Raw genomic sequence first — 24,164 nt, 5'->3', positions numbered from 1 at the left:
TGGTTTATAATAATTTAACTAGTTATTTCTGTTATAAATACCATCAGGAAGGGATTGTAGGTAATGTATTAAATCACTGATTTCTTGATTGTTCAGATTGCTTAATAAACCGCCCGGCATCAAGGATTGCTTGGCCTCCTCCATTGCTACAATATCCTCTTCATCAACAGTTATTATACTGCCCGGACCTATGGCCAACTCATACCTTCCATTTTCAAAACGCTTAACAATACCCAAGTATTTCTGAGACTTTGTTTGCAAAGAAACCGTTTCATATTCTCGAGCGAAACTAGCCCCGGGAAAAAGCATTGCCTCTAATAGATCATGCCGGGAACGAATCTCACCAATATTCGTTAAGTCCGGCCCAAAAGTCTCTCCTTTTCCTGATACAGCATGACAGGTACTACAAGCCCCAACCCCATAAAATATAGCTCTTCCCCTGTCTACATCTCCTTTTACTAAACCTGAAGCCATCTCTTCTAATTGGGCTAATCGGCCCTCTTGCCTGGCTTCAAGACTGTCCAACAAAGTCTTACCTGCATTACTTTTTTCGAAAATTAGGGCCAATCGATCGGGGGATAAATTAGCCCAAACCTCTTGACGATCCAATAATTTTTCTTCCAATTTTACTAAAATACTTACATCTTCAACAGTATCAAATAATTCAAGTAAATAAGACACATTACCATTGGCAGACACAGGGATAATTTCCTGCAAAATCCAAGATAAGTCCTGTGTATATAATTCTAAATTTCTTAATATACTTATAGCTTCACTATGAAGCGGTTGCCTTCCTTCCACTAACAATTGCTTGGCAATCCATTTAAAATCAGCTGTGGACAAGGATTCTCCTAAGCTTATTAAACCTTTATAAACAGTCAACTTTAAGGAGGCATCCTCCTTGGTCTCAGACAATATTATTTTAAGGGGGGAAATAAATGCTTTTTCTTTTAATTGGACAACCAAATTAATCACCGCTTTTTGGATACCTTTTTCGGGACTATTTAGCAAAAGAAATAAACTGTTTTTGAGCTCGGTCAAAAGTTCTTTAGGAGGATTATTCTCCAATAAATGCAAAATTTGCAATTTTTCTTCTGTAGATTTTTTTGTATTCCCCAATACATTGGCTAAGTATTTTTGAACAGCAATAGCATCAATAAAAGTGGGTAATATGCTTGTTAATTCATTTATCTGACTTTTATCCTCAGTGAAAAAATATTTCAGATAATCGGTAAAGGCCACCTCCCAGTCAGGATGGTTTTCCAGCACCCAAAGCGCTGTTGCCCGAACTGTACTGTCAGGATTAGTCAAAAAGTTTGGCATCAAGTCTTCACTAAGTAATGCACTTTCTTTTTGATCCAAAGCGATCAAGGCCGCTTTATTAAAGTTGCCGTTCTGCAAATCTTCCAAAAGCAAATCTTCATTCTCCATTTGAATCAAAGCAAAAGTTACTGCATGGGATAAAAACCTATCCGTGCCATGAGTCTTCATTAAATTCAGTAAGGGAGTGGTTGCCTGAGGATCCCCTATTTGACCTAGAGCAACTGCTACTTGTCTTGCCAAAGCCGAGTTGGATTGATTATCCAACAATTGAATCAATTCCTCCTTGGCAGAAATAACCTCAGCAAGGCCTATTACTCTCGCCGCTGCAATTTTTACTTGGTCACTTTCATCTGTTAATCCCTTGACGAGTTGATTCCAAGCCCTAGGATTTTGGGTCCTAAATAACAGGAAAACCGCCTTTGTCCGAATGGCTTCATCCGAATGATTTTCTAATAAATTGACCAAATATGGTATGGCAACAAGGGGTTGTTTCAACAGGTATTCCCCAGCCCTATTGGAGACCTTCCAACGGGGATCTTCCAAATGGCCCACCAGTTCAGGAACGGATAAGGATTCCCATGCTATTTTATTTCCCCATGGATCTTTACCCGGCGTGTTCTTCTTCTTACGAATCCTAAATATTCCACCGGACACTTCAGGCTTGGCAGTTCGGCTTAAAGGACAACCGGAAATAAACCAACCACCGGTATTGACCACCAACAAATTCCCTCCCGGCTCTTGAAGGACATCAGTAGGATGAAAATCAGCAAGACTGGAGGTCATAAAATGTTCACTACTGGCTTTATAGCTTGCTCCTGAAGGAGAAAGCACCGTTTTCACTATTCTGCCGGTATTGAATTCAGCATGAAATAAATTGCCTTCAAATTCATCTCCCCAATTGCTCCCCTCATATCGCATTAAGCCTGAAGGAGAAACCCTAGCCATTTTATGCATGACCGGCATCAAACTACCGGTACGGACCAAGTTATCTACCCCAATCACTGCATTTGGTTTTGGGTATACCCCGTCTTCCACCCAATGCATAAGTGCATCCCTATATCCACCCTGAGGATCGGTAAAATAAGTCATTGTACCCAAAACATCACCTGAGGGAGTAAATGCCAACTCTATGGAGTTGTCAAAACCACCTCCGGCAAAGCTCTGTAATTGAGTTCCATTGGGTAGACATCGCCATATTCGAGCTCCTTTACCCTTAAAATTGACAAACTCTTTGCTTTGGATATCAAAACCTCTTCTGGCATCTGCCATGTACAGATACCCATCCGGTCCCATAAACGGTCCGCTCAAAATGGCAGCATTGTGATTCAATGTCCATCCGGTTAGCAATACCTCCTTTTCCTCGGCAACGCCGTCTCCATCATTATCCGTAAACTTGATCAAATCCGGAGAAGCTGTAACAATTAAACTTCCATCTACAAAGGCCCCTCCCATCGGAAATGGTAAATTGTCAACGTAAACGGTTTTCTGATCAAAAATGCCATCCTGATTTGAATCTGACAATAACAAAATTTGAAAATCCGGTTCTTCCAGAATTTCTTCCGTACCCTCGGTATGTCCACTCGATTCCATCACAAACAACCGACCTTGATCATCAAATACCCCAAACATAGGGTATTGTACAAGGCCGGGTATAACAGCTTCTTCGATCTCGAAACCTTCAGGAACTTCAATACCGGGAAGCTGCTTGGAAGCACCTTCCCAGGTATTTAAAGTTAACAAAATGGTTAAGGTTGCAACAAAAGCAATCAACCCAATCCAAATTTTATGCTTATTTGTGATTTGTCGCATGTATTAGGAAATCAATATTAATGCTTATTTCTATCGATAAGCATAGGGAAAAACTGACCTTCCAGTTTTTCACCGGGAGAAAATACAGGCACTCCTTTTAAAAGCTCTTGGTCCGTATTTGATTTGGTTCCATCGGCAAATACATTGAGCACAAAGGCCCTTCTAGACCTCTCCGATTTGTTTTCATAGGAGCCATGCACCATTAAAGGATGGTGGAAAGTGCCATATCCTCTTTCCATTTCTATGGGAACAGGTTTGAATTCTTTTTTCTGCTCTTCTGTAAGATATTCCATTAGCCCTTCCATATCTCCTGCCAATTCCGGTTTATCTAATAAACCCCACTTGTGGCTTTTTGGGACATAGTAAAGACAACCATTGTCTACATCTACGTCATCCAGGCCCACCCAACAGGTCAGGTGTTGCATGGGCACAGACCTGGTCCAATAAGAATAATCCTGATGCCATGCCACTACTCCCCCATGTTTGGCGGGTTTACAAAACAGTTGATCATGCCAAAAACGCACGGAATTATCTCCCAACAATTGGCTGGCCGCCATAACAAATGCCGGATTCCATAAAATATCATGAAACCCTTCTTTCACCCTCCAATGTCCCAGTGAATGAAATAGAACGGTATCCGGATTGGCTGATTCATTAGAAACAAATTCGTAAAATAAGTCCATTCCCGGTTGATTGGGATCTGTAATACTTTCCAATTCTTTGTTGAGGCTTGCTACCTGCCAGTGTTCCAATAACTTAATATTGGGTAAATAGCCATTTTCATTGAAAAAGGCTATTTGCTCCTCCGTTAATTTATACTTATTCCAATCATTTTCATTTTTCGGCCATTGAAAAAGGTCTGAGATCAATTCATGAACTTTTGATAAATCACTTATCATTGATATTATAATTTAATTATAATGATATGTTTAAGGGTTGGTCAACAATGGGGCAATCTGCTCTGCTGAGGTTACTCCGGGAGGTAATTCGGTAACAGTTAGGTTTCGAAAATGAATAGGTGCTCCTTCAGATTCAAGACAGATATATCCCTTTTTTTGTGTGGCTTTACTAATGCCATTTACAAATTTTCCATTAACAGAAAGTTTAACTACACCATCCACCGCTACGACCACATATGTATTCCACAGGCCTTTACCTAAACAACGGTTTTCAATGGATTTACTACGTGTTCCTCTGGGAGTGTCCGGTACCGTTTCTACACCGCCAACGCCAAATAATTCACCATGAACATAAGCTATGGGAGGTAACTCACCTTTGTCATTTTTATGTTGGTTTACCCAGTCCAGTTCAAGCATCTGAACTTCCAAGCCATTGGGAAGATCATTTGGCCCTGGAGTAGCGTCTGACCAAACAAAGGTCCCTGAATTTCCACCGTCCGACATGTGTTTCCATTCCACATACATAATGAAATTTTCATATTGCTTTTCAGAGCGGATTACTCCTATTGGTAAACCTTCACAAACCAATTCATCTCCAACAAAACGCCAAGTATCTTTACCGGTATTTACATCAATCCAATTGATGGCTTTCCCCTTGTCTTTTTTGCCCTGAATCAAGGCGCTAAGGTCTTGTTGTACTCCAAACTTAAATAGCTTGTCTTGGGCCATAGAAGGTTCCAAGAAAAAACACACAAAGAAAAGAATGGAAAGAATCTTATATATTGTCTTCATTTGTTAAATTTTAAAATGGTAAGGTTTTAAACCGCTTTGGTGATTCCGGGAATGGCTACTTGTGGTACGTCTACCACCAAATCCCATCGGTAATCAGCTGCTGCAGGTCCAAGCTTGACTTCACTCTTCATTGCTTCTTCCCAAGTAATCGTTTGGCCGCTGTAACCTGCCATTCTACCTATAATTGCCAGCATGGTACTATTGGCCATCAGTTCACCTTGATTCATAGGTTTTCCTGCCCTTATGGATTCAAATAACTCTACATGTTGTGTATCATATGGGTTATTGGATGGACCTTCATAATCCCATCTGGTCTCCCCCATTGTGGCATGAGTCCTTTTACCAGAATCAATAGTCGCAAATCCTTCAGTTCCTGTGAAATCTGCTCTATTGGTATTTGAGCAACCTTTTTGTTGCCTGCTCATATGCACCCCTTTGATATTGTTCTCATATTGGTACTCTATAGCAAAATGATCATATATATTCCCCCATTTTTCTTCGGTTCTTGCCTGTCTTCCACCTGTTCCTGTAACACTTATTGGCACACGATCTCCCAAGGCCCAAGACATTAAGTCCAAACTATGAACCATCATCTCTACAATATAATCACCTGATAACCAATCATAATAGTACCAATTCCTCAATTGATATTCCATCTCAGTCCAACTCTCTTGTCGCTCTTTATACCACAATCCTCCCCCATTCCTGATAGTAAAAACACTGGTAATGTCTCCTATTCCTCCGTTATTCATGCGTTCAAATAAGGCTCGTTTTGCCAAGTCAAACCTATAAGTAAATCCTGAAACCACTGATAGCCCTTTTTCTTTGGCCAATCTGGCAGATTCCAGAACACTCCTTATACCAGGAGCATCTACCGCAACTGGTTTTTCACAAAAAACATGCTTACCTGCCTCAACAGCAGCTTTGAAGTGAGAAGGCCTAAAAGCTGGTGGAGTTGTTAAAATAACAACATCAACACCTGAGTCAAGCACTTGCTGAATAGCATCAAAGCCAACAAACTTATGTGCTTCATCAACTTTCACCTGTTCCGGATTAATCTTTACAAGGGATTGATAAGACTCTTCAAGGTAATCTGAGAATATGTCTCCCATAGCTGTTAGCTCTGCATCTTTATCTGCTTTCAACGCTTGCGCTGCAGCTCCTGTTCCTCTACCACCACATCCAATAAGTCCTACCTTAAGCTTTGCCCTTTGGCCGGCAAATCCTTCTCTGATATTAAATCCAAATGGCAATACAGTTCCTGCTACTAGTGCTGTACCTGTAGATTTTAAAAATGATCGTCGATTCTTATTATTTTGCTCCATAGTATGTAACTGTTTTGAGACCGATCGGTCCTATAGAATAATGAATATTGCGTAAAATACAATATGTCTCATCAACTTCAAACAATTTTTATATCAAAAGGTATGGCATTTGATAAATAAATTTTTGTACTTGTTTGGTTTGGGTAAAAAATAATATTTTGATATCAATTGGCAATAGGCCTGTTAGGCCCACTCAAAACCGCTATCCTAATTCCTTCATTTCTGGATTGTCTCTTTTTTTCCTTCCATTTTATTGCTTGAACACTTAGCAACCAATGCTAAAATTTACCACATATAAACCCTTTGCAATAAGCTAAGGTACACTTTTAAATCTCCTCGATTTTTAAAAAATTATGATTAGGGAATAAAAAAATGATCAAGAGAAATTACCCTTGATCACCTTTATTATCTTTTTGATTTTGAATTTAAAACTGAACGCCAAAAACTTTGGCACCACTAACAGGCATGTCACATATAAAAACACCTCCACTTAAAGGATATTGATCCAGCATTTCTGGACTCATATTTTCCTGAGCTGTCGTAATCAATAATTGTTTTCCATCCTTTCCACCAAAGGCACAAGAAGTAACATGGGGCGCAGGAACTTCTATTTTATCCAGTTTCTCACCGGTCTCAGGATCCCACTGATAAACGCCAAACCCACCGTAATGGGCTATCCAAAGCTTTCCATTTTGGTCCATACACATTCCATCTGGGGTACCAAGTTCTTCAGGAACATTTACAACTACTTTTATAAACTCAATCTTCCCGGTGCTTGCTTCATAGGCAAAGGCCTTTATTTCCCTTGTTGGGCTGTCAATAAAATACATGGTCTTGTGATCCAATGACCAACAAATACCATTAGAAATAGACACATCTTCCACTTTTTTCTTTACAGATAGGTCTTTTTCTACACAATATAAGGCTCCGGCATGAGCTGTAAATTTTGTACTCATGGTTCCAACCCAAAGCCTTCCTTGACTGTCACAAGCTCCGTCATTGCATCGATTTTCAGGCTTGTCATTTTCAATATCACACAGCCAGTCAAATTTCTCAGTATTGGGATCAAAAACAGCCAATCTTGCATCCAAGGCCAGGATATAATTACCTTTTCCATCAGGGACCACCAAGCTAAGCCTATGGGGAAAAGACCATTTTTTTACCCCCGATTCCTCAGGTATCAGTCGGTATAAATGTCCTTTTTCTATATCCACCCAAAGGTAACAACCGGGATCCTCCAACCAGGTAGGACTCTCAGCCAAAACACATTGCGCGTTTAATAATAATTTTGCTTCCAAATCTCAAAGGTTTTAATCCGTGCAATAAATATTGCACGGATTATTCAATTAATTTATTTAGGCCAGTAAACAGCAATTTTCTTTTGTAAGAAAGCTACGCTTCTTTCCAATTGATCCATTCCATCTACGCCATCTTCAATACTGATCCAACTGTCGAACCCAACGCTTTTCAATTCAGAAAAAATGGCATCATAATCATTCAGTCCTTTTCCAATTTCACCATGGCTCAACCTCTTGGCATAACCTACTGCCCCACCTTCTTCTTTTCTCAAATCTTCAATGGTTCCTGTTTTCAAATAGCGGTCACTCGCGTGCATGGTCACCACCCTTTTAGAAACCCTTTTTAATAACTCTAAAGGATCTTCTCCTGCGAGAAAAGTATTACTAGGATCATAATTTACACCAAAATTTGGATGGTCTATGCTGTCCACTAATTTACAAAATACGTCCATTTGCTGAGCAAATTCAGGATATTCCCAAAAATCATCTTTATAGTGATTTTCAAGGATCAAAGTAATCCCCCTCTCTTGTGCATAGGGAATACAAGCCATGATTGAATCTGCAGCCAATTTGACACCTTCATCTAAGGTCAATTCAGGTCTTTTTTGTCCGGACAATACTCGACAATAGCCCCCTCCTAAAATATGGGTCATGTCTATCCAATGCTTTTGCTTTGCAATTTCTTTTTCACGGAAAGATTTGTCGGGATGTGTAAAATCCGGTGAACAACACATCATGGGTATAACTTTTCCTGTATCCTCCACCATTTTTCTATAGGTAGGCCACTTGGACTCATCTTCCATGTCAAGAAAACCTGCGTACCATTCAAGCCCCTCTACTTCCAATGTAGAGGCCAATTGAATCCACTCTTCAAGTTTCATTGTTCCATCTTTGCAGAGGGCCTGCATAAAGGCTTTGGGAAATGCTGCTAATTTAGGCATATTTAATTTTTCAATTGTTATTTTAATTTATTGTACTCGTGTCTTTGGGAGCATTTCTCCCGATTAATGGATATTGCTCAAGTTCCATTACTTGACCACTTACAGGACCGGACTCATCTGATAACCAGAAAATAGCTGCAGCAGCTATTTCTTCAGGAGCTATTATTCTTCCGGCAGGAGCATACATTTTCGGCAGGTCTTCAAACCACCGGTCAGAAAGTCCATGTTCCTTTTTCCTTTGTTTTTCAGTTTCTGTCAATACCCATCCCGGGTTGATTTGATTGACCCTTACACCATGATCTCGGAAAAGACTGTCCCCAAGATTTCTGGTCATGGTCATCAGTCCACCTTTGGAAATACTATAGGCGAGCAAATTTGGCTCCCCACTCCAGGCATTTACTGAACCGATGTTCAATACATTCCCTTTATTGGCTTCCATTTGCTTTAATGCTGCTTTGATTAAAAGCAAGGGTGCTATGGTATTGATGGACAATACCTTTTCCAAAAACGGCTTGTCCACAGCTTGCAAATCAGATGAAACCACCCAGGCGGCATTATTTACTAAAGCATCTAATTTGCCAAAAGTACTTACAGCCAAATCAACCAACCTTTCAGCACATCCCTCTTTTTGCAAATCTTCAATATGAAGTACCGCCTTATCAGCTCCAATGGTTGCTACAACATCTTGCCCCCAATCTTCTTCCAAACCATGGATGACCAATTTGGCTCCCTCTTGGGCACATTTCAATGCTATGGCCTTCCCAATACCGGTAGTGCTTCCGGTAACGATGATTACTTTATCTTTTAGGCGCATAATTAAACAGGTTTCAGCACACTTTTTACCACCTCACCATGGTGCATTTTCTCAAAGGCTTCCAACCAAGAGGTTACAGGCCATACACCACCAATAATCGGTTTCACATCTAAGGTACCTGAACCCATCATGCCAATAACTTTCTCCCAAATTGGCCAGTTGTGGCTAAAGCTGCCCTGTAACCTTACATTTTTCTGTACGATAGGATCCAAAGAAAAATTACATGGCTGAGGTCCCCAGCCAACTTTGGTGATTTGTCCATTTGGTCTTACAAGATCCATGGCAATTTTAAGCGTAATACTGGCTCCCGCTGCATCAATGATTAGATCGGCACCCAATCCATCTCTTTCTCTGGCCCATTCAGTAGCATCTCCTATAATTGCCTCACAGCCGTAGCTTTTGGCAATTTCCAATCTACCTCTATCGGCTTCTAGACCTACTACTGCTACTTCTGCGCCATTAATTTTGGCCATTACGGCACATAACATCCCTATCGTCCCGGGACCAATCACCAAAACCCTGTCTCCGGGCTTGATATTTGAATTGACAACAACTGCACTATAGGCCACACAGCAGGGTTCAGTCAGACAAGCTTCCTCAAAAGGTACTTGATCAGGCACATTATGCAAACAACGTGCAGGCACCTTTACAAACTTGGTCATGGCACCATTCACTCCGTATCCAAAACCTTTTCTAGTCGGGTCTAAATTATAGAGCCCAATTCTACTCATTGGATTCAATGGATCAATCACTGCAGCAGTTTCACTTACCACCCTGTCACCGACATTCCAACCTTCTACTCTAGGCCCTACTTCTAATATTTTACCTCCAAATTCATGGCCCAATACCACAGGATAATTTACCGGCCAACTGTGATCAGATGTCCACTGATGCAGATCACTACCACAAACTCCTACATTGGCCACTTCTAAGAGTACTTCACCTTCCCCTATTTCAGGTTGTTCAATTTCTCTTATTTCCACGGAACCTTTGGCTTCCGCATAATTTACTACAGCTGCTGCTTTCATTATTTGATATTTTTATTCCAATTATATTTTTACATCTCCATAAGCATGGATGGCATCACATATTTTCCTTAAAGAGGCTTCCAGATCTCCATCAGCAGTCTTAAATGCATCTGCATCGATGGTTAAAGGAGCTCCAAGGACCACAAGTGGGGCACCATATTTGGGAGTAGATATGGCTTGTTCTAAACTTAACCCACCAACTGCCTGTACGGGTACATCTACAGCTGCTACAATTTCTTCCAATTGATCCAATGGGCTAGGCATCCTTTTTCCTTGTGCAGCAATGCCCCTTCTTTCATCGTAACCAATATGGTGGACAATATAATCGCATCCATGATCTTCCAGGAATTTTGCTCCGGCCACCATGTCCGGGCAACCCAAATTGTCCCCCATCACTTTTGCACCATGGTCTTTACCCGCCTGCACCACACATTTAATTGTTTCTTCGTGTGCTCTTGCCATTACCACTACATGAGTAGCACCTGCCTTGGCCATCATTTCAGCTTCAAGGTAACCGCCGTCCATGGTTTTTAAATCTGCTACAATAGGGGTATTTGGAAATGCCTCCCTAAGTTTCCTGACACCATGAAGACCTTCTGCCAAGATCAATGGGGTTCCCGCTTCCAACCAATCCACTCCTGCACGCATGGCTAGAGCAGCTGTTTCTAAAGCTTCGTCAATATTGGTTAGGTCTAAACTAATTTGAACAATTGGTTTCATTAATTAATGGTTATTTTAATAGAAAATAAATTTATTTAACGGTCTATTGATTGAAAATCATCCATATTATAGGAATTGAAGTACGTAGCAATCTGATATTTCATTTAATAGGATTACCATTCATCTAAATGGGCTAAAATAAAAAAAATGATTGGCCTTTAACTTTAAACCGATCAAAATTCTATCCCTACTTTAAGGCTTCCTGAGTTTATTTCAACTCACATTAAAATTTATTTGTGAAATCCATATGAAAACTTCGCGACTATAATTCTTTATTTTATGCCGATTACGATTTTTTTATTCAGTTTCAATTTAATTATTTAATTTTGATCAAAGCTGCTATTTTCAATAGAATTACCTCAATTTATCATGAATGGGCTATTCTTTAATTTAAAGGTTTAACAATTACATTTCTTACCATAAATTTATTTTAATAATGCAGGAAAAGTGGGTTTTCAAAAGTGAAAGTATAAAAAATGCAGACAATATAAATACTGCGCTTTCTTGTGTTTTCAATGAGAAGAAGAATGAGCTTGAGATTTTTTTAAGTCTTTATACCAAGTTGGAGGGTGCATTGGCTGAAAACATCCAATTGGTAGATCCAATAGTTACTCCGGAACAAAACACTGGATCCTTATTTTTAAGCTTTAACAAGATTTTTTATAACGCCTGTCTAAATATTAATGAAACTGACCTCGATAAAATTAAATTAACCTATGAATTTAAACCTGAAAATGGTCATTTGGTATTGGTCGGTCCTGATATACCTGAGAGAGAAGTTGAAGATTTATAAAATTACCCATGAAAGAGTATGACATTGCCATCGTTGGCACCGGTCCATCAGGTGCCATGGCCGCTTTCCATGCGGCAAAAAATGGAAAAAAAGTAATTTTAATTGAAAAAGAGAAACTTCCTCGATACAAAACTTGTGGGGGAGGTTTGGTTCATAGAGGCCGAATTCGTCTACCCTTTTCCATCGATGCAGTCATTGAAAAAGAATTTTTTGAATTGGAAGTATTTTTTGAAAAAAGTCCTCATTCTTTTAAAGCAAAAAGAGATGAACCCATCATTTCCATGGTCATGAGAGATTCATTCGATCAATTTCTGGTCAATAAGGCATTGGAAAAAGGGGCTCAAATCCTAGCGCAAACCAGCATGGTAGGCTTGACAAAAGAAGTTGATGGGTTGCATATAAAAACCTCCGGTGAGGATATTAAATGCCAATACCTAATCGGAGCTGATGGAGCCTTAAGCCAAACTGCCAAATTGGGAGGCTGGAAAGAGAGCCGCAAGCTAATTCCTGCATTGGAATATGAAGTAAAGGTACCTGAAGAGGATTACAACCGATTATCTAAAAATGTACGCTTTGATGTGGATGCCGTCCCTGATGGCTATGCTTGGTGTTTTCCCAAAAATGGACACCTTTCATTGGGAGTTTGCACGCTAAAAAAACAAAAGATTGATTTAAAAAAATACTATAAAGATTATTTAAAAAAAATAGAAATAAATGAAATATTAGAATCAGAAGCACATGGATTTCAAATACCTGTAGGCCAAAGAAAGGATGCTTTTTCAAAGGGTAGAATTTTTCTTTCCGGGGATGCGGCAGGTTTTGCTGACCCCCTTACTGCCGAAGGTATATCAAATGCTATTTTGTCAGGAGAACTGGCAGCCAAAGCCATTGTAGAAAATTTTGAGAATGAAAAGGATGCCAATGAGGCCTACCAGCAATTGCTCGATCAACATATTCTAACTGAACTGGGCAATTCTTCTATTATTGCATTTATCTGTTATGCCCAACCTGCCATTAGGAATATGCTCCTTAGCAAGTACGGACAAAAAGGCTGTGAAATCTTAACAGATATCTTTATGGGCAAAAAAGCCTTTCCGGATGACCTCAAGAATAAAATAAAAAGCCGCGTTCCTTTACTGAAATTCATCTAACAGCAAGGGAGCGCGGCCTCAATTTTAGATTTTGGTGAAACTTATTTTAAAGGAATCCGGAGCACATAACTATCGGCCGTTACAAATAAAAAGTTCTCCTTTTTATTCAGAGCAACGTTGGATACTAGTTCTGAAAACTTAAGCCTGCCTAATAAAATCCCCTCAGGTCCAAAGAACCAAATTCCACCGGGTCCTGTTGCGATGACTGTCCCATCTTTCATGATTTTTAGTCCATCCGGTAGACCTGCTTCATTTTTGGCTATTTCACTTGCATCATAGAAAATTCTTCCTTCTTTCAGCCCTTTATTTTCATCCAAAATATAGAAGTACCAAATGGGTTTTTCCGGATCAGAATTGGCTATTATAAGCCGTTTTTCATCTGGAAAAAAAGCTATACCATTGGGTCTGGTAATACTATCCAATAGCAGTCGCAAATCACCCTCCTTATTCAACTTATAAACACCTTGAAAATCGATGGCTTTCTTAGGGTCATCCATACGATACTCCAAACCATAAGGAGGATCAGTAAAATATAAATTCCCTTTAGTATCGAAAACTGCATCATTGGGACTATTGAAAGGTTTTCCTTTAAATTCTGAAACGATATCTTCATAATCAGGGGCAGGAGCATCTAATGTAGCGAGCATCCTTGCCAATCTCCTGTCTCCATGTTGACACAATACCAGTTTTCCATTGGGATCCAAAAGTAGGCCATTGGAACCTACCTCCCCTCCTCTTTTTTCATTGGAGGTTAATCCTGCAGGATGCAAATAGACTTTTGGAGCACTGCCTTCTTTCCAGAAATGCACTTTATTGGCAGGGATTTCTGAAAACAATAACATTTCCTCCTCTTCAATCCACAAGGGGCCTTCAGTCCATGCATAACCACTTCCTAAAATTTCCGCTTGTGTTCCCTCTTCTATAATTGAATATAGTTTATCTCCCTCAGAAATTATTGTAAATGGCATCAATGCTTTCTTTTGCACTTCATGCTTATTATTACCTCCACAGGAATACAGCATTCCTCCTAAAAGCAAAATCAAGCTATAAATTGAGGAAGTTTTCATACGGTCAATCAATCACAGAAAATTTATAAATACATGCATGTGAATAAGTCTCTTCCGGTCTTAGGGTAACAGAGGGAAAAGAAGGCTGATTTGGAGAATCCGGATAATGCTGTGTTTCCAAACAAATGGCTCCTTGCTTACCATAATCTTTACCGGCTTTTGAAGGCCCTCCGCCAGTCATAAAATTCCCAGTATATACCTGTACTCCAGGTTGATCGGTATAAACTTCCATCTTACGACCATTTTCGGGAACCCAAACTGAAGCAATTTTAATGGTTTCTTTGTTCTCTCCCTCACGATTAACCACCCAATTGTGGTCATATCCTCCTCCCTTTTTAAGCTGCTCATTGTCTGCATCGATGCGCTCTCCTACCAGATGTGGTTCACTAAAATCAAACGGAGTTCCTCCAACAGGCCTGATTTCTCCAAGCGGTATCAAATTATCGTCCACAGGAGTAAAATTATCGGCATTCAACTGTAACATATGGTTTCTTACACTCCCTTCACCATGTCCATTAAGATTAAAAAAGGAGTGATGGGTTAAGTTTACTATTGTAGGCTTATCAGTAGTGGCCTTATAGGTGATTTTAAACTCATTTTCATCTGTCAGGTAATAATTCATAAAAACTGTTAATTCACCCGGAAATCCTGCTTCTCCATCCGGCGAAACGTACTTCATTTCCAATTTTTGATCCGTAGCTTCCAGTACCTCCCAAACCACCTTATGGTAACCTTCCGGAGCTCCGTGTAGATTGTTTGGACCATTATTGGCCTCCAGGTTATAAGTTTTACCGTCTAGTGTAAATTGAGCTTCGGCGATGCGGTTGCCATATCTACCAATGGGGGCGCCATAATATCCACCGGGATTATTGCGGTATTCATCGAGATTATCATACCCCAAAACAACATCCTCAAAATTCCCGTTTTTATCCGGAGCGAACAATTCTACCACTCTTGCGCCAAAATTGGTTACGGTCATTTCCATACCATTTTTATTGGTAAGGTGATACAATTTTACTTCTTTTCCGTCTATTGTTTTTTCAAATGCTGAATCTTCCATTGCTGTTAAATATTTCGGTTCTGTTTGTTGTTCGTTTACCGTTTGCTCTTTACTGTTTTGTCCGCATGCCGTCAATAGACCTGCAATAAAGAGTGTTTTTAAGGATAAATATTTCATTTCATTGGGATTTTAATTGTATACAATTCCTTATGCAATTGCTTTAAAAATTGGGGTTCTAATTTAGTAACTTTTCTATCATAGGTCATCAAGCCATTGGTCTCCACTTCTACATCAGTGGTTTGGGTATAAATGGCTGCAGAAAGTCCCATTGGAATAAGTGGTTTAAGGTCTTGAATCAGTTTACTGTATCTTTCTCTCAAAGCATTTTTGTCTTTAAAACTTTGGTATCCCCAATTGTCTTTATCTTGCCAGGTGTGCCCTTCTATTGGTAAACCCAATCCACCAAATTCTCCCAAAACGATAATTTGATGGTTGCCCCAAATTTTAGGATCAGGCATTACAGGATCCGGGTAATTATGCATGTCCATAATTTGCCCTACCAAAGTATAATTACCACCACTGGCCCCATTTACCAGTCTTGAAGGGTCATATTCTACGGTCCACTTCACAATTTCCTCAGTATTGAACTGCCCCCAGGCTTCATTGAAAGGCACCCATACAATAATGGATGGAAAGTTGTAATTGGCATCCATAATGGCTTTCCATTCTTTTTTAAAAATAGCAATAGATTCCGGGCTTCTTTCCTTTTCGGTACCTTTGCCTACCACACCAGGTCTGGCTTCCCACCTATTCCCCATGTCTCCACTCGGCATATCTTGCCATACAAGCATACCTATTTTATCACAGTGATAATACCACCTTGCAGGTTCCACTTTCACATGCTTTCTTATCATATTAAACCCCATCTCTTTGGTTTTATCTATATCATATACCAAAGCCTCTTCAGTTGGTGCGGTGTATAAGCCATCAGGCCACCACCCTTGATCCAAAGGTCCATATTGAAATACGAATTTATCGTTCAATAACATGCGCTGGTTACCATCAACATCAGGTAACATGCTTATTTTTCTCATGGCTGTATAACTTTTTACTGCATCCAATTGCTTTTTACCAATCTTCAATCTCGCCTCTATGTCATACAAAAATGGATTGTTAGGCCCCCAGATTATAGGGCTTTGGATAGAAAAAGTTGTGGATTCACCTGCAGGCACCTCCTGCTCTTCCACCAGCTCACCATTGGCTAGTAGGCGAATGCTTATCATTTGTCCGGGTTTAGCATCATTTACCTGTGCATGCACAGATATCTGCTTATTGTCTAGATCAGCTGTATTTCTTATATCGGAAATATATTGATCGGGAACCGATTCTAACCAAACCGTTTGCCATATCCCTGTCACAGGTGTATACCAAATCGCATGCGGTTTATTGATCTGTTTTCCTCGGGGCTGTGGACCTTCATCGGTTGGGTCCCAAACCCTAATACTTAACTTTTGAGTTTTTCCAGAGACCAAGGCCTCACTTATTTCAAATGAGAAAGGATCATAGCCACCTTGATGCAAACCTACGCTTTTTCCATTTACAAAAACCTCTGCTTCCCAATCCACAGCCCCAAAATGGAGCAATAAATTACCTCTTCTCATCCCTCGGCTAACTTCAAAGGTTCTATGGTACCATAGTTCTTTGTCTTTACCAACTGTTTGGCCAACTCCTGACAATGCAGATTCTATCGGATAAGGGACCAAAATATCGCCCTGATAATCTTCGGGTTGTTTGCTACCTTTTCCAATAATTGCATATTGCCAAATACCATTGAGATTGATCCAATTTTCTCTGATCATCTGCGGTCTTGGGTATTCAGGAAGTGGAGCATTTGGATCAACATCGGCTGCCCATTCTGACAAAATTTTATCATTTATAGGTTGCCAATTTAACTGTTGGCTGAATGCAGGAAATACAAAAAAAACAAATGCAAACAAGTAGATAATTTTTCTTATCATGGGTTATCGTTATTTCTGGAATAGTGAATTCCAATTGACATAAAATAAAAAGGTTAGCAGCGAAAATATTAAAAATTCATATCAAATAGGTTAAGATTTAATGAAAAAAGAAAAAAAAATTTAACCTGACCTTTCCTTTTTCATGCCCTTTCGTTTTCATTTAATACTGGTAAAAAAGAAATTGAAAATAGGAATAATGGATCTCGTAAATTATCACTCCTTTTATTAAGATTTTTACAAGTCTACAACAGTAAGTTTACAGCCATAATAATTTATAATTCAGTTACTTATTAAATTTGTATTCCCTACTTTTGTATATGGAATTGAAAAAATACCTTCTGGTATCATTTTAATTTTTGGCATTTTTAAGCCTCTATTTTTTATAAAATTCTTCAGTATTACAGTTGAAAATAAATAGTAAATATATTGGTCTCGGTATCCTTTTATTTTTAATTTTTGGACTTCAAATTTTTAAAATTAAAGGTGAACTTATCAATCCCTTTGCATCCATTACAATTCAGGATCAAACAGAAGTTAGTGTTAAGTTTGATGGAGACCTAACTTTGTCTCTTGATATGTTGTCCATCAATTACTCAGGAGATATGTCTAAACTTCAATTGGAAGTACTACCAGGAAGCGATTATTCTTTCTCGAATCAAACCATTTCTCCATCAATAGAATACACTGAAGATTGGGAATCCAAAGGCAAAGAGATTATTGTTAACCTTCAAGTTACGGATGGCCTAGACCACAGTCAAGTATTCCCCTTTAAGGTTCTTGTTATCCCCCCAATATTGCCATTAGCCTATTCTGAAAACGGTTGTAAAGGTATTATATCACTTACTTTAAGTGCTTATAAGCCAAATCAACGTCATGAAAAATCTTTCCCCTTTACATTTAAACTAATTGATGATTTGGGTGATACATTAAAGGTGATAACGGTAAATAATACGGCCCCATTTCAAAGCTCAGCAACGGCTACTTTCGGTCAAGATTATGAACTTAATAGAGATATAGAATACCAAATTTATGCAATAGATAACCTTGGAAGAGAATATTTAAGAGACTCAGGTCCCTTAGGTCAGGCTTACTCCTTAGATTTTGAATTGAATTTTGCAGGTTTACTTTGTCCGGAAGACAAAACAGGCCTCGTTGAGTTCATTATTTTTAATGCTACCCTTCCGGTAAACAATTTTATTGTGATTGATAGTGAGGGCAGAGAAAAACATACTGATTTTGAAGTAGTATCTGATTCTGATGGCTTTGTAGTGATCCAAGCACAAGATTTGGACCCGGGTGCTTACACAGTTGAAATAGAAGATAGGTTTCAATGCAACGGTAGAGAAAGCTTTGAAATTGTCATACCTGAACCCATGGTTGCTGATGAAACTGTTAAACATGTTACATGCTTTGGAAATAATGATGGAGAAATTAGTCTTTTAATTGACGGTGGTTGGTCATCTCCTTTTCCCAAAAGCCACCGTGATGAATGGGCTAATTATGAAATAACATGGTTTGACGATAAAGAAAATGAAGTTAAATCAGTAAACAACTCTTTTGTTAGCCTGAGAGGTGCAATTATAGGAGTAGAAAGCAAAGTTTTCAACTTGCCACCAGGTGATTATTATGCGAAAATTCAAGACAAGGGAAGGTTGTATGATATCGCCGGTACTGCCCCGCTGGTTTGTGAAAAAACTACCGGTTGGATAACTGTTGAAGGCCCTCAACCATTAACCTTTTCAGAAACCATTGAAAATATATCTTGCAATGGCATGGCCGATGGAAGTATTAGCATAAAGCCTCAGGGAGGTACTCCGGAATATACGATAGAATGGTTTAAAGGAAATTTTGACAACATAAACTCCCCCGTATCAGGAGAATTGCCCTCTTTCCCCCTCAATGCAGAGGAAAGTGAATTGTCTAGACATGGCTTAGAGTCCGGTAAATACGCTGTAATGATAACCGATCAAAATGGATGTACGGTAGCAAATAATTATACAATCAATGAGCCAACACCTTTAACCTTAACAGAATTAAGTGATCTCAGAGAAGATGTGAGGTGTTTTGGTGAAGAAGCAGGCACCATAGCAATTCAATTATACGAAAACACACCCACCCCATTTTCAATAGAGGTTTTTAGAAATGGGGACCCTTACAGGTCACTAGGTCCTATAAACAATGTGGATTCTGACACCCTCTATTTTAGGAATTTAAAGGCAGGGACCTATGATTTTAGAATTGAGGACAACCAAGGATGTGATTTCTTTTTGGAAGGAATATTAATCGATGAACCGGAAACAGGCTTACTAATTCAGGATACCCTTGTATCCAATTACAATGGATATCAGGTCTCATTTCCGGGAGCAAATGATGGCAGCATTGCCCTGAAAATAGTGGGTGGGGAAGGTGATTATAAATACGAGTGGAAAGGGCCCGATGGCTTTGAGGCAAACACCAAAGACATCAGCAACCTAAGCCCCGGAGAATATACATTTATTGTAACGGATGATAACAATTGTACCGCACGTTTGGCTTCCATTATCCTAGAAGCTCCACACCCCTTGACTTTGACACCCAACATTCCTGAGATAAATGGCTTTCAGATCAGTTGTAATGGAGCTGCCACCGGAAGCATTAAACCAAACGCAGCAGGAGGAACAGGAAATTACACCTATAGCTGGTCGGGTCCGGACAACTTTTCTTCCGCAGAGAGCAACTTAGAAAACCTATCTGCAGGTTTTTACTCCTTGACACTAACCGATGATAATGGGGCAACCATCCAAGCTACTTACAAACTTTCTGAACCCAATGAATTGATCCTATCTGAGCCCGAAGATTTAAGAGTTCCAGTGGCCTGTTTTGGTGAGCACAATGGGGCATTCACCCTATTGATAGATCAAGCCTCAATGGCTCCTTATACCCTTACTTTAGGAATCATGGGCGACGAAAAAGCAATCAGGTCCATCCCCAACTTTAACAGTAATGACCATACTTTTGGCCAACTACCAGGAAACCTTTACTGGGTAACCGTTGAAGATGCCAATGGCTGTATTAAAACAATAGAAAACATATTGGTTGAGCAGCCGGAAACAGGCTTAGAAATCAGCAATATACAATTGTCAGATTACAATGGTTATCAAATCACCTGTGCAGGAGGCTCAGACGGGGCTATCTCCTTCAATATTTCCGGAAATCAAGGTAGTTTAACTTATAACTGGACAGGTCCAAATGGTTTTACTTCAACCGATACACAGTTGAAAGGCCTGGAAGCAGGAAGTTATCATGTTTTAATAAAAGATGAAAATGGCTGTACACTGGAGAGGGACTTTGAGCTAAAATCTCCACTTCCTCTGGTAGTTGAAGAGGAAGTATCAGACTATAATGGATTTGGAGTGCATTGTAATGGTGGAAATGAAGGATATATATATTTGGATATTTCCGGAGGATCGGGCAGCAATCAAATAAAATGGGAAGGACCAAATGGCTTCAGTTCAGAAAATGACAGCTTAAAAAACATTTTACCGGGTAATTACCAGGTCACCATTACAGACATCAATGGCTGCGAAATCAGTAGAAGTTATACGCTTACAGAGCCTCAGGGACTTGAAATAGAAGAGTTAGCAGACAAGAGAACCAATATTTCTTGTTTTGGACAAGAAACTGGCATATTGGCTGCAGGCATTACACGTACTTCTGCAGGGCCATACAAGTATGAATTATTAAATGAAGATGGAGCCATTTTAGAAACATCTCCTCCAACCACAGAACGAGATTGGTTTTTCAAGAACCTTACTGCCGGCATGTATGCGATAAGGGTAATTGATGCCAACAACTGTTTTAAGGAGATTGACCAACTAGAAATCACCCAACCTCAAGCCGGATTGACCATAGATAAAGTCGAAGTTTCCACTTTTAATGGATATAATATCAGTTGTTTTGAAGCAGCAGATGCCCGGATAGAGGTTACAACTTCCGGAGGTTCAGGAAACTTAAAATTTGAGTGGTCAGGACCGAATAATTTTAAAGCCTTTACTTCTACCATTGAAAATTTAACTCCCGGAGATTACCATCTTACCATTACTGATGAAAATGGTTGCGAAGCACTAACAGAATTGATAAACATCAAGCAACCCGAGCCCTTATTGATCACTCCCAAGGTTAAAGTCAATAATGGTTTTGAAATCAGTTGTTATGGGGTCAATGATGGGCAAATTGCATTGAATATTTCAGGGGGAAGTGGAAAGTACAGTATAAACTGGTCAGGACCGGAGGGTTTTACCTCCAATGCAGCAGTAATAAATGACCTTTTGCCTGGAAATTATCTGGTAAAAGTGAAAGATGAAAATGGTTGTGAGATAAGTGAGCGTATTTCCATCAAAGAGCCTGAACCTCTATCCATCAGTTTAAATGATAAAACAAATGTCTCCTGCCATGGAGCACCAACCGGCAGCCTATCTTTTATTGTCTCCGGTGGAATAGCTGGTAGTTATCAATACCAATGGACTAAAGATGGGGAACCCTTTGATCTAAATTCACCCAGTGCGGATGGACTATATTCAGGCACTTACCAACTTACTGTCCATGATGGCAATGGCTGTCAAGTCAGCAGCTCAGCCATTAACATTACTCAACCTACCGCTCCCTTGGAAGTATCAATGGAGCATACGGAGGTATCCTGCTATGGCGCCAATGATGCCAACCTTTCCCTAGCTATAACCGGAGGTGTCAAACCTTACCAAGTCAAATGGAATACCGGAGAAGATAATAGATTTTTTGAAGGCATAGGTCCCGGATTATATCAAGTCACCGTAACAGATGCCGCTGGCTGTGTAGTCTCCAAAGAAACCCGCATTAAGGAAGTCCCGGTATTTAAGGTAGATCCTGTTGTCAATGAGATTTCTTGTTATGGTGCTCAAAACGGAAGCATTCAGCTAAACCTAGAAGGAGGTAAAGCCCCTGTAACTGCTATTTGGGAACATGGCCCGGAACAATCGGCGATTTATAACCTAAAACCGGGAGTTTACAAGGTCTTCTTAAAAGATGCCAACAACTGTACCATTGAAAGGACATTTAATTTGATTGAACCTAAACCTTTGGTAGCAATAGGTCAGGTTGAGGATGCTTCCTCTTGCCAAAATGGTCAAAGTGGAAAAATATCGCTTGAGGTATCAGGTGGCAGAGCTCCTTATAGTTACAGGTGGAGCAATGGCGAGACCAGCCCCACGGTTTCCAACCTGACCAATGGTACCTATACAGTTGATATTACAGATCAATCAGGGTGCTATGTAAGTCAAACTTTCAAAGTAAAACGACCTGACCCACTCACCATTAGCTTGACAAATACAATAAACTCCCAATGTGAACCGAAAGAAATCTTAGAGATCAATGAGCTACATATTGAAGGTGGGGTTGCTCCTTATATTATCCAGTGGAGCAGTGGAGAGGTTTTTGAAGATGGTTACCGGATGGAGGCCAATGCACCCGGAAACTATCAGGTGACAGTGACCGATAGCAAGGGTTGTGTACAGACCCAAAGTTTCAAAGTTCAAAACGATGTCATATTGGTAAAAGGCGAATATTTATCTGAGTCATTCCCCTTATACGGAGAAAATTTGGTCAACTTTGATGTTCAATTTACCAACAAAAGCAATGGAAATATTGGTTTATATTATTGGGATTTTGGAGATGGAAATACTTCATATGAAGCCTCTCCTAAATACCGTTACAAGCTTCCCGGAACCTATCAAGTCACCTTAATAGCTACGGATATTTGGGGTTGTGAAACCAGCACTTCTTTTCCGATTAAAATCACTGATTTTTTCTTAGCAACTCCTAATGTATTTAGTCCTAACGGTGATGGCCTTAATGATTATTTTTTCCCCAAGTTTTTGAACATCAATAGTCTATCTCTAATAATAATGAACACCTGGGGAGAAATCTTGTACCAATCATCGGACATAAATGATAAAGGCTGGGACGGTACTTTCCGTGGCCAAAAAGCCGTTCCGGGCAATTACGTTTTTAAATTAAATTACACCACCGCAGACGGAAGAAATTTTAGTGAAACCGGTGCATTCATGCTTTTAGAATGAGAAATATTAAATTTATAATGCTGTTTGTAAGTTCCTTTTTATCTAATTCTATAGATTTATTGGCACAGGATTTTCAATTTACACAGTTTTACGCAGCCCCGCTTAACCTTAGCCCTGCTTTTGCAGGAGCCATGGAAACTACTCGAATTGGCGTCAATTATAGAAAACAATGGCCTGGATTGGGTTATGATTTTACCGCTTCAGGCGTCTACTATGATAACTTTATAGATGAGACCAATGTTGGTTTCGGTTTTTCTGCCTCTCAATTTTCTGAGTCATTGCTAAAGATCAGATCAACCGATATTGCCGGATACCTTTCTTACAAATTATTGCTAGACAATGAAAGCTTCCTAAGGTTTGGAGGTCAGTTGGGCCTTGTCAATAGAAGTTTAACTTTACAGGAAATGGTCTTTGGAGATCAAATTGATCTTTTAAATAGAACAGTAAATTCTGCAACTATGGACCATCTACCTGGGGAAGACAGTAAATGGTATCCCGATTTATCTTTTGGGGCTTTACTCCAGGCACCCGATTTTTGGTTTGGGATAAGTAGTAGTCATGTATCCAGGCCCAATATTGGCTTTCTTGAAGATGGTATAGGAAATGAACTTCCCATAAAATGGGGTATTCATGGAGGTTATGTTAAAAATTTAGATCGGAGAATGTTTAAATCCGTTGAGGTACGCAAAGTACTTTCTGTTTCTTTTAATTACAAAAGACAAGGTACCTTTCAGCAAATCGAAGTAATACCTCAAATTCAGGTTGAGAATTTTATTGGCGGACTAGGATTTAGGAATATAACCAGATTCAATGAATTACCAGATCAAAACTCAATCAATGCAGTATTGGGATTTAGTTTAATGAGCGGTATAACCATGGCATATAGTTATGACTATATGTTAAACAAGTTTAGCAATCCATCTCATGTTTCCCATGAGGTATCCATATATTTTACAGATCTAAGAAGAAAAAAATTCATGCAAACCATTCTTCCCTGTCCTACCAGTAACAGAAGAAGGTATTGACAGCTATCTCATTTGGATGGGTTGATAGATATTGATTAAATTTATCATTTATATGGTTTAAGAATTCAT

The 24,164-nt window shown here is 39.5% G+C and carries 16 protein-coding genes; 4 read left to right on the top strand and 12 right to left on the bottom strand.

Features of this window, described 5'->3' with window-relative positions; genetic code table 11:
* Nucleotides 1-18: 18 nt before the first annotated feature.
* The 9 genes from ACYVHJ_RS11130 to ACYVHJ_RS11090 form a co-directional block, all read right to left on the bottom strand.
* On the bottom strand, nt 19-3,132 hold the full coding sequence (locus tag ACYVHJ_RS11130) for a PVC-type heme-binding CxxCH protein (RefSeq protein ID WP_460514769.1): 3,114 nt from the start codon (nt 3,130-3,132) through the stop codon (nt 19-21).
* 17 nt (nt 3,133-3,149) lie between these two features.
* Complete coding sequence (locus ACYVHJ_RS11125) at nt 3,150-4,031, bottom strand: phytanoyl-CoA dioxygenase family protein (RefSeq protein ID WP_460514766.1); 882 nt, start codon at nt 4,029-4,031, stop codon at nt 3,150-3,152.
* Between the two features lie 30 nt (nt 4,032-4,061).
* Complete coding sequence (locus ACYVHJ_RS11120) at nt 4,062-4,823, bottom strand: 3-keto-disaccharide hydrolase (protein WP_460514764.1); 762 nt, start codon at nt 4,821-4,823, stop codon at nt 4,062-4,064.
* Nucleotides 4,824-4,849: 26 nt separating this feature from the next.
* A complete protein-coding gene (locus ACYVHJ_RS11115) occupies nt 4,850-6,148 on the bottom strand; it encodes a Gfo/Idh/MocA family protein (protein ID WP_460514762.1) in 1,299 nt (432 codons plus the stop codon).
* A gap of 425 nt (nt 6,149-6,573) precedes the next feature.
* Nucleotides 6,574-7,446, bottom strand: a complete 873-nt coding sequence (locus ACYVHJ_RS11110; protein ID WP_460514760.1) for an SMP-30/gluconolactonase/LRE family protein — start codon at nt 7,444-7,446, stop codon at nt 6,574-6,576.
* A gap of 53 nt (nt 7,447-7,499) precedes the next feature.
* Nucleotides 7,500-8,387, bottom strand: a complete 888-nt coding sequence (locus ACYVHJ_RS11105; protein ID WP_339906152.1) for a sugar phosphate isomerase/epimerase family protein — start codon at nt 8,385-8,387, stop codon at nt 7,500-7,502.
* Between the two features lie 22 nt (nt 8,388-8,409).
* Nucleotides 8,410-9,201, bottom strand: a complete 792-nt coding sequence (locus tag ACYVHJ_RS11100; protein ID WP_460514757.1) for an SDR family NAD(P)-dependent oxidoreductase — start codon at nt 9,199-9,201, stop codon at nt 8,410-8,412.
* Between the two features lie 2 nt (nt 9,202-9,203).
* Nucleotides 9,204-10,229, bottom strand: a complete 1,026-nt coding sequence (locus ACYVHJ_RS11095; RefSeq protein WP_460514755.1) for a zinc-binding dehydrogenase — start codon at nt 10,227-10,229, stop codon at nt 9,204-9,206.
* 21 nt (nt 10,230-10,250) lie between these two features.
* Entirely contained in the window at nt 10,251-10,949 is a 699-nt protein-coding gene (locus ACYVHJ_RS11090; protein ID WP_303611150.1) for an orotidine 5'-phosphate decarboxylase / HUMPS family protein, read from the bottom strand.
* A 436-nt stretch (nt 10,950-11,385) separates the two neighbouring features.
* On the opposite strand from ACYVHJ_RS11090, the gene ACYVHJ_RS11085 reads away from it, so the two are divergent.
* Together ACYVHJ_RS11085 and ACYVHJ_RS11080 are read left to right on the top strand one after the other, a co-directional pair.
* Complete coding sequence (locus tag ACYVHJ_RS11085; protein WP_460514752.1) at nt 11,386-11,742, top strand: hypothetical protein; 357 nt, start codon at nt 11,386-11,388, stop codon at nt 11,740-11,742.
* 8 nt (nt 11,743-11,750) lie between these two features.
* Complete coding sequence (locus tag ACYVHJ_RS11080; protein ID WP_460514750.1) at nt 11,751-12,893, top strand: geranylgeranyl reductase family protein; 1,143 nt, start codon at nt 11,751-11,753, stop codon at nt 12,891-12,893.
* A 41-nt stretch (nt 12,894-12,934) separates the two neighbouring features.
* Here ACYVHJ_RS11080 and ACYVHJ_RS11075 read toward each other — a convergent pair whose 3' ends face one another.
* The 3 genes from ACYVHJ_RS11075 to ACYVHJ_RS11065 are packed head-to-tail and all read right to left on the bottom strand — an operon-like array spanning nt 12,935 to nt 16,978.
* Nucleotides 12,935-13,960 (bottom strand): SMP-30/gluconolactonase/LRE family protein, encoded by a 1,026-nt coding sequence (locus ACYVHJ_RS11075; protein ID WP_460514748.1) that lies wholly within the window; start codon nt 13,958-13,960, stop codon nt 12,935-12,937.
* A 4-nt stretch (nt 13,961-13,964) separates the two neighbouring features.
* Nucleotides 13,965-15,137 carry an aldose epimerase family protein gene (locus ACYVHJ_RS11070; protein WP_460514746.1) on the bottom strand — a complete coding sequence of 391 codons (1,173 nt, stop codon included), beginning with the start codon at nt 15,135-15,137 and terminating at the stop codon, nt 13,965-13,967.
* Nucleotides 15,134-16,978, bottom strand: a complete 1,845-nt coding sequence (locus tag ACYVHJ_RS11065; protein WP_460514744.1) for a glycoside hydrolase family 2 protein — start codon at nt 16,976-16,978, stop codon at nt 15,134-15,136. Before ACYVHJ_RS11065 ends, ACYVHJ_RS11070 begins: the two co-directional genes overlap by 4 nt.
* A gap of 404 nt (nt 16,979-17,382) precedes the next feature.
* Between ACYVHJ_RS11065 and ACYVHJ_RS11060 the strand changes: the two genes are divergently transcribed.
* Both ACYVHJ_RS11060 and ACYVHJ_RS11055 read left to right on the top strand, forming a co-directional pair.
* Entirely contained in the window at nt 17,383-23,070 is a 5,688-nt protein-coding gene (locus tag ACYVHJ_RS11060) for a PKD domain-containing protein (RefSeq protein WP_460514742.1), read from the top strand.
* Nucleotides 23,067-24,095: a PorP/SprF family type IX secretion system membrane protein gene (locus tag ACYVHJ_RS11055; RefSeq protein ID WP_460514740.1), complete on the top strand. Its 1,029-nt coding sequence runs from the start codon at nt 23,067-23,069 to the stop codon at nt 24,093-24,095. The genes ACYVHJ_RS11060 and ACYVHJ_RS11055 overlap by 4 nt, the downstream gene beginning before the upstream one ends.
* The last annotated feature ends 69 nt before the right edge of the window (nt 24,096-24,164 follow it).

Source organism: Cyclobacterium sediminis, assembly GCF_054781075.1.
The sequence above is the reverse complement of the archived record's forward strand: the minus strand, read 5'-3'. Positions and strand labels throughout refer to the sequence as shown.

Excerpts from the sequence above, each read along its gene's own strand:
- ACYVHJ_RS11070 (WP_460514746.1), bottom strand. The coding sequence starts at position 15,137 with ATGAAATATTTATCCTTAAAAACACTCTTTATTGCAGGTCTATTGACG.
- ACYVHJ_RS11055 (WP_460514740.1), top strand. The coding sequence starts at position 23,067 with ATGAGAAATATTAAATTTATAATGCTGTTTGTAAGTTCCTTTTTATCT.
- ACYVHJ_RS11065 (WP_460514744.1), bottom strand. The coding sequence starts at position 16,978 with ATGATAAGAAAAATTATCTACTTGTTTGCATTTGTTTTTTTTGTATTT.
- ACYVHJ_RS11090 (WP_303611150.1), bottom strand. The coding sequence starts at position 10,949 with ATGAAACCAATTGTTCAAATTAGTTTAGACCTAACCAATATTGACGAA.
- ACYVHJ_RS11085 (WP_460514752.1), top strand. The coding sequence starts at position 11,386 with ATGCAGGAAAAGTGGGTTTTCAAAAGTGAAAGTATAAAAAATGCAGAC.
- ACYVHJ_RS11095 (WP_460514755.1), bottom strand. The coding sequence starts at position 10,229 with ATGAAAGCAGCAGCTGTAGTAAATTATGCGGAAGCCAAAGGTTCCGTG.
- ACYVHJ_RS11105 (WP_339906152.1), bottom strand. The coding sequence starts at position 8,387 with ATGCCTAAATTAGCAGCATTTCCCAAAGCCTTTATGCAGGCCCTCTGC.
- ACYVHJ_RS11130 (WP_460514769.1), bottom strand. The coding sequence starts at position 3,132 with ATGCGACAAATCACAAATAAGCATAAAATTTGGATTGGGTTGATTGCT.
- ACYVHJ_RS11075 (WP_460514748.1), bottom strand. The coding sequence starts at position 13,960 with ATGAAAACTTCCTCAATTTATAGCTTGATTTTGCTTTTAGGAGGAATG.
- ACYVHJ_RS11125 (WP_460514766.1), bottom strand. The coding sequence starts at position 4,031 with ATGATAAGTGATTTATCAAAAGTTCATGAATTGATCTCAGACCTTTTT.
- ACYVHJ_RS11080 (WP_460514750.1), top strand. The coding sequence starts at position 11,751 with ATGAAAGAGTATGACATTGCCATCGTTGGCACCGGTCCATCAGGTGCC.
- ACYVHJ_RS11120 (WP_460514764.1), bottom strand. The coding sequence starts at position 4,823 with ATGAAGACAATATATAAGATTCTTTCCATTCTTTTCTTTGTGTGTTTT.
- ACYVHJ_RS11115 (WP_460514762.1), bottom strand. The coding sequence starts at position 6,148 with ATGGAGCAAAATAATAAGAATCGACGATCATTTTTAAAATCTACAGGT.
- ACYVHJ_RS11100 (WP_460514757.1), bottom strand. The coding sequence starts at position 9,201 with ATGCGCCTAAAAGATAAAGTAATCATCGTTACCGGAAGCACTACCGGT.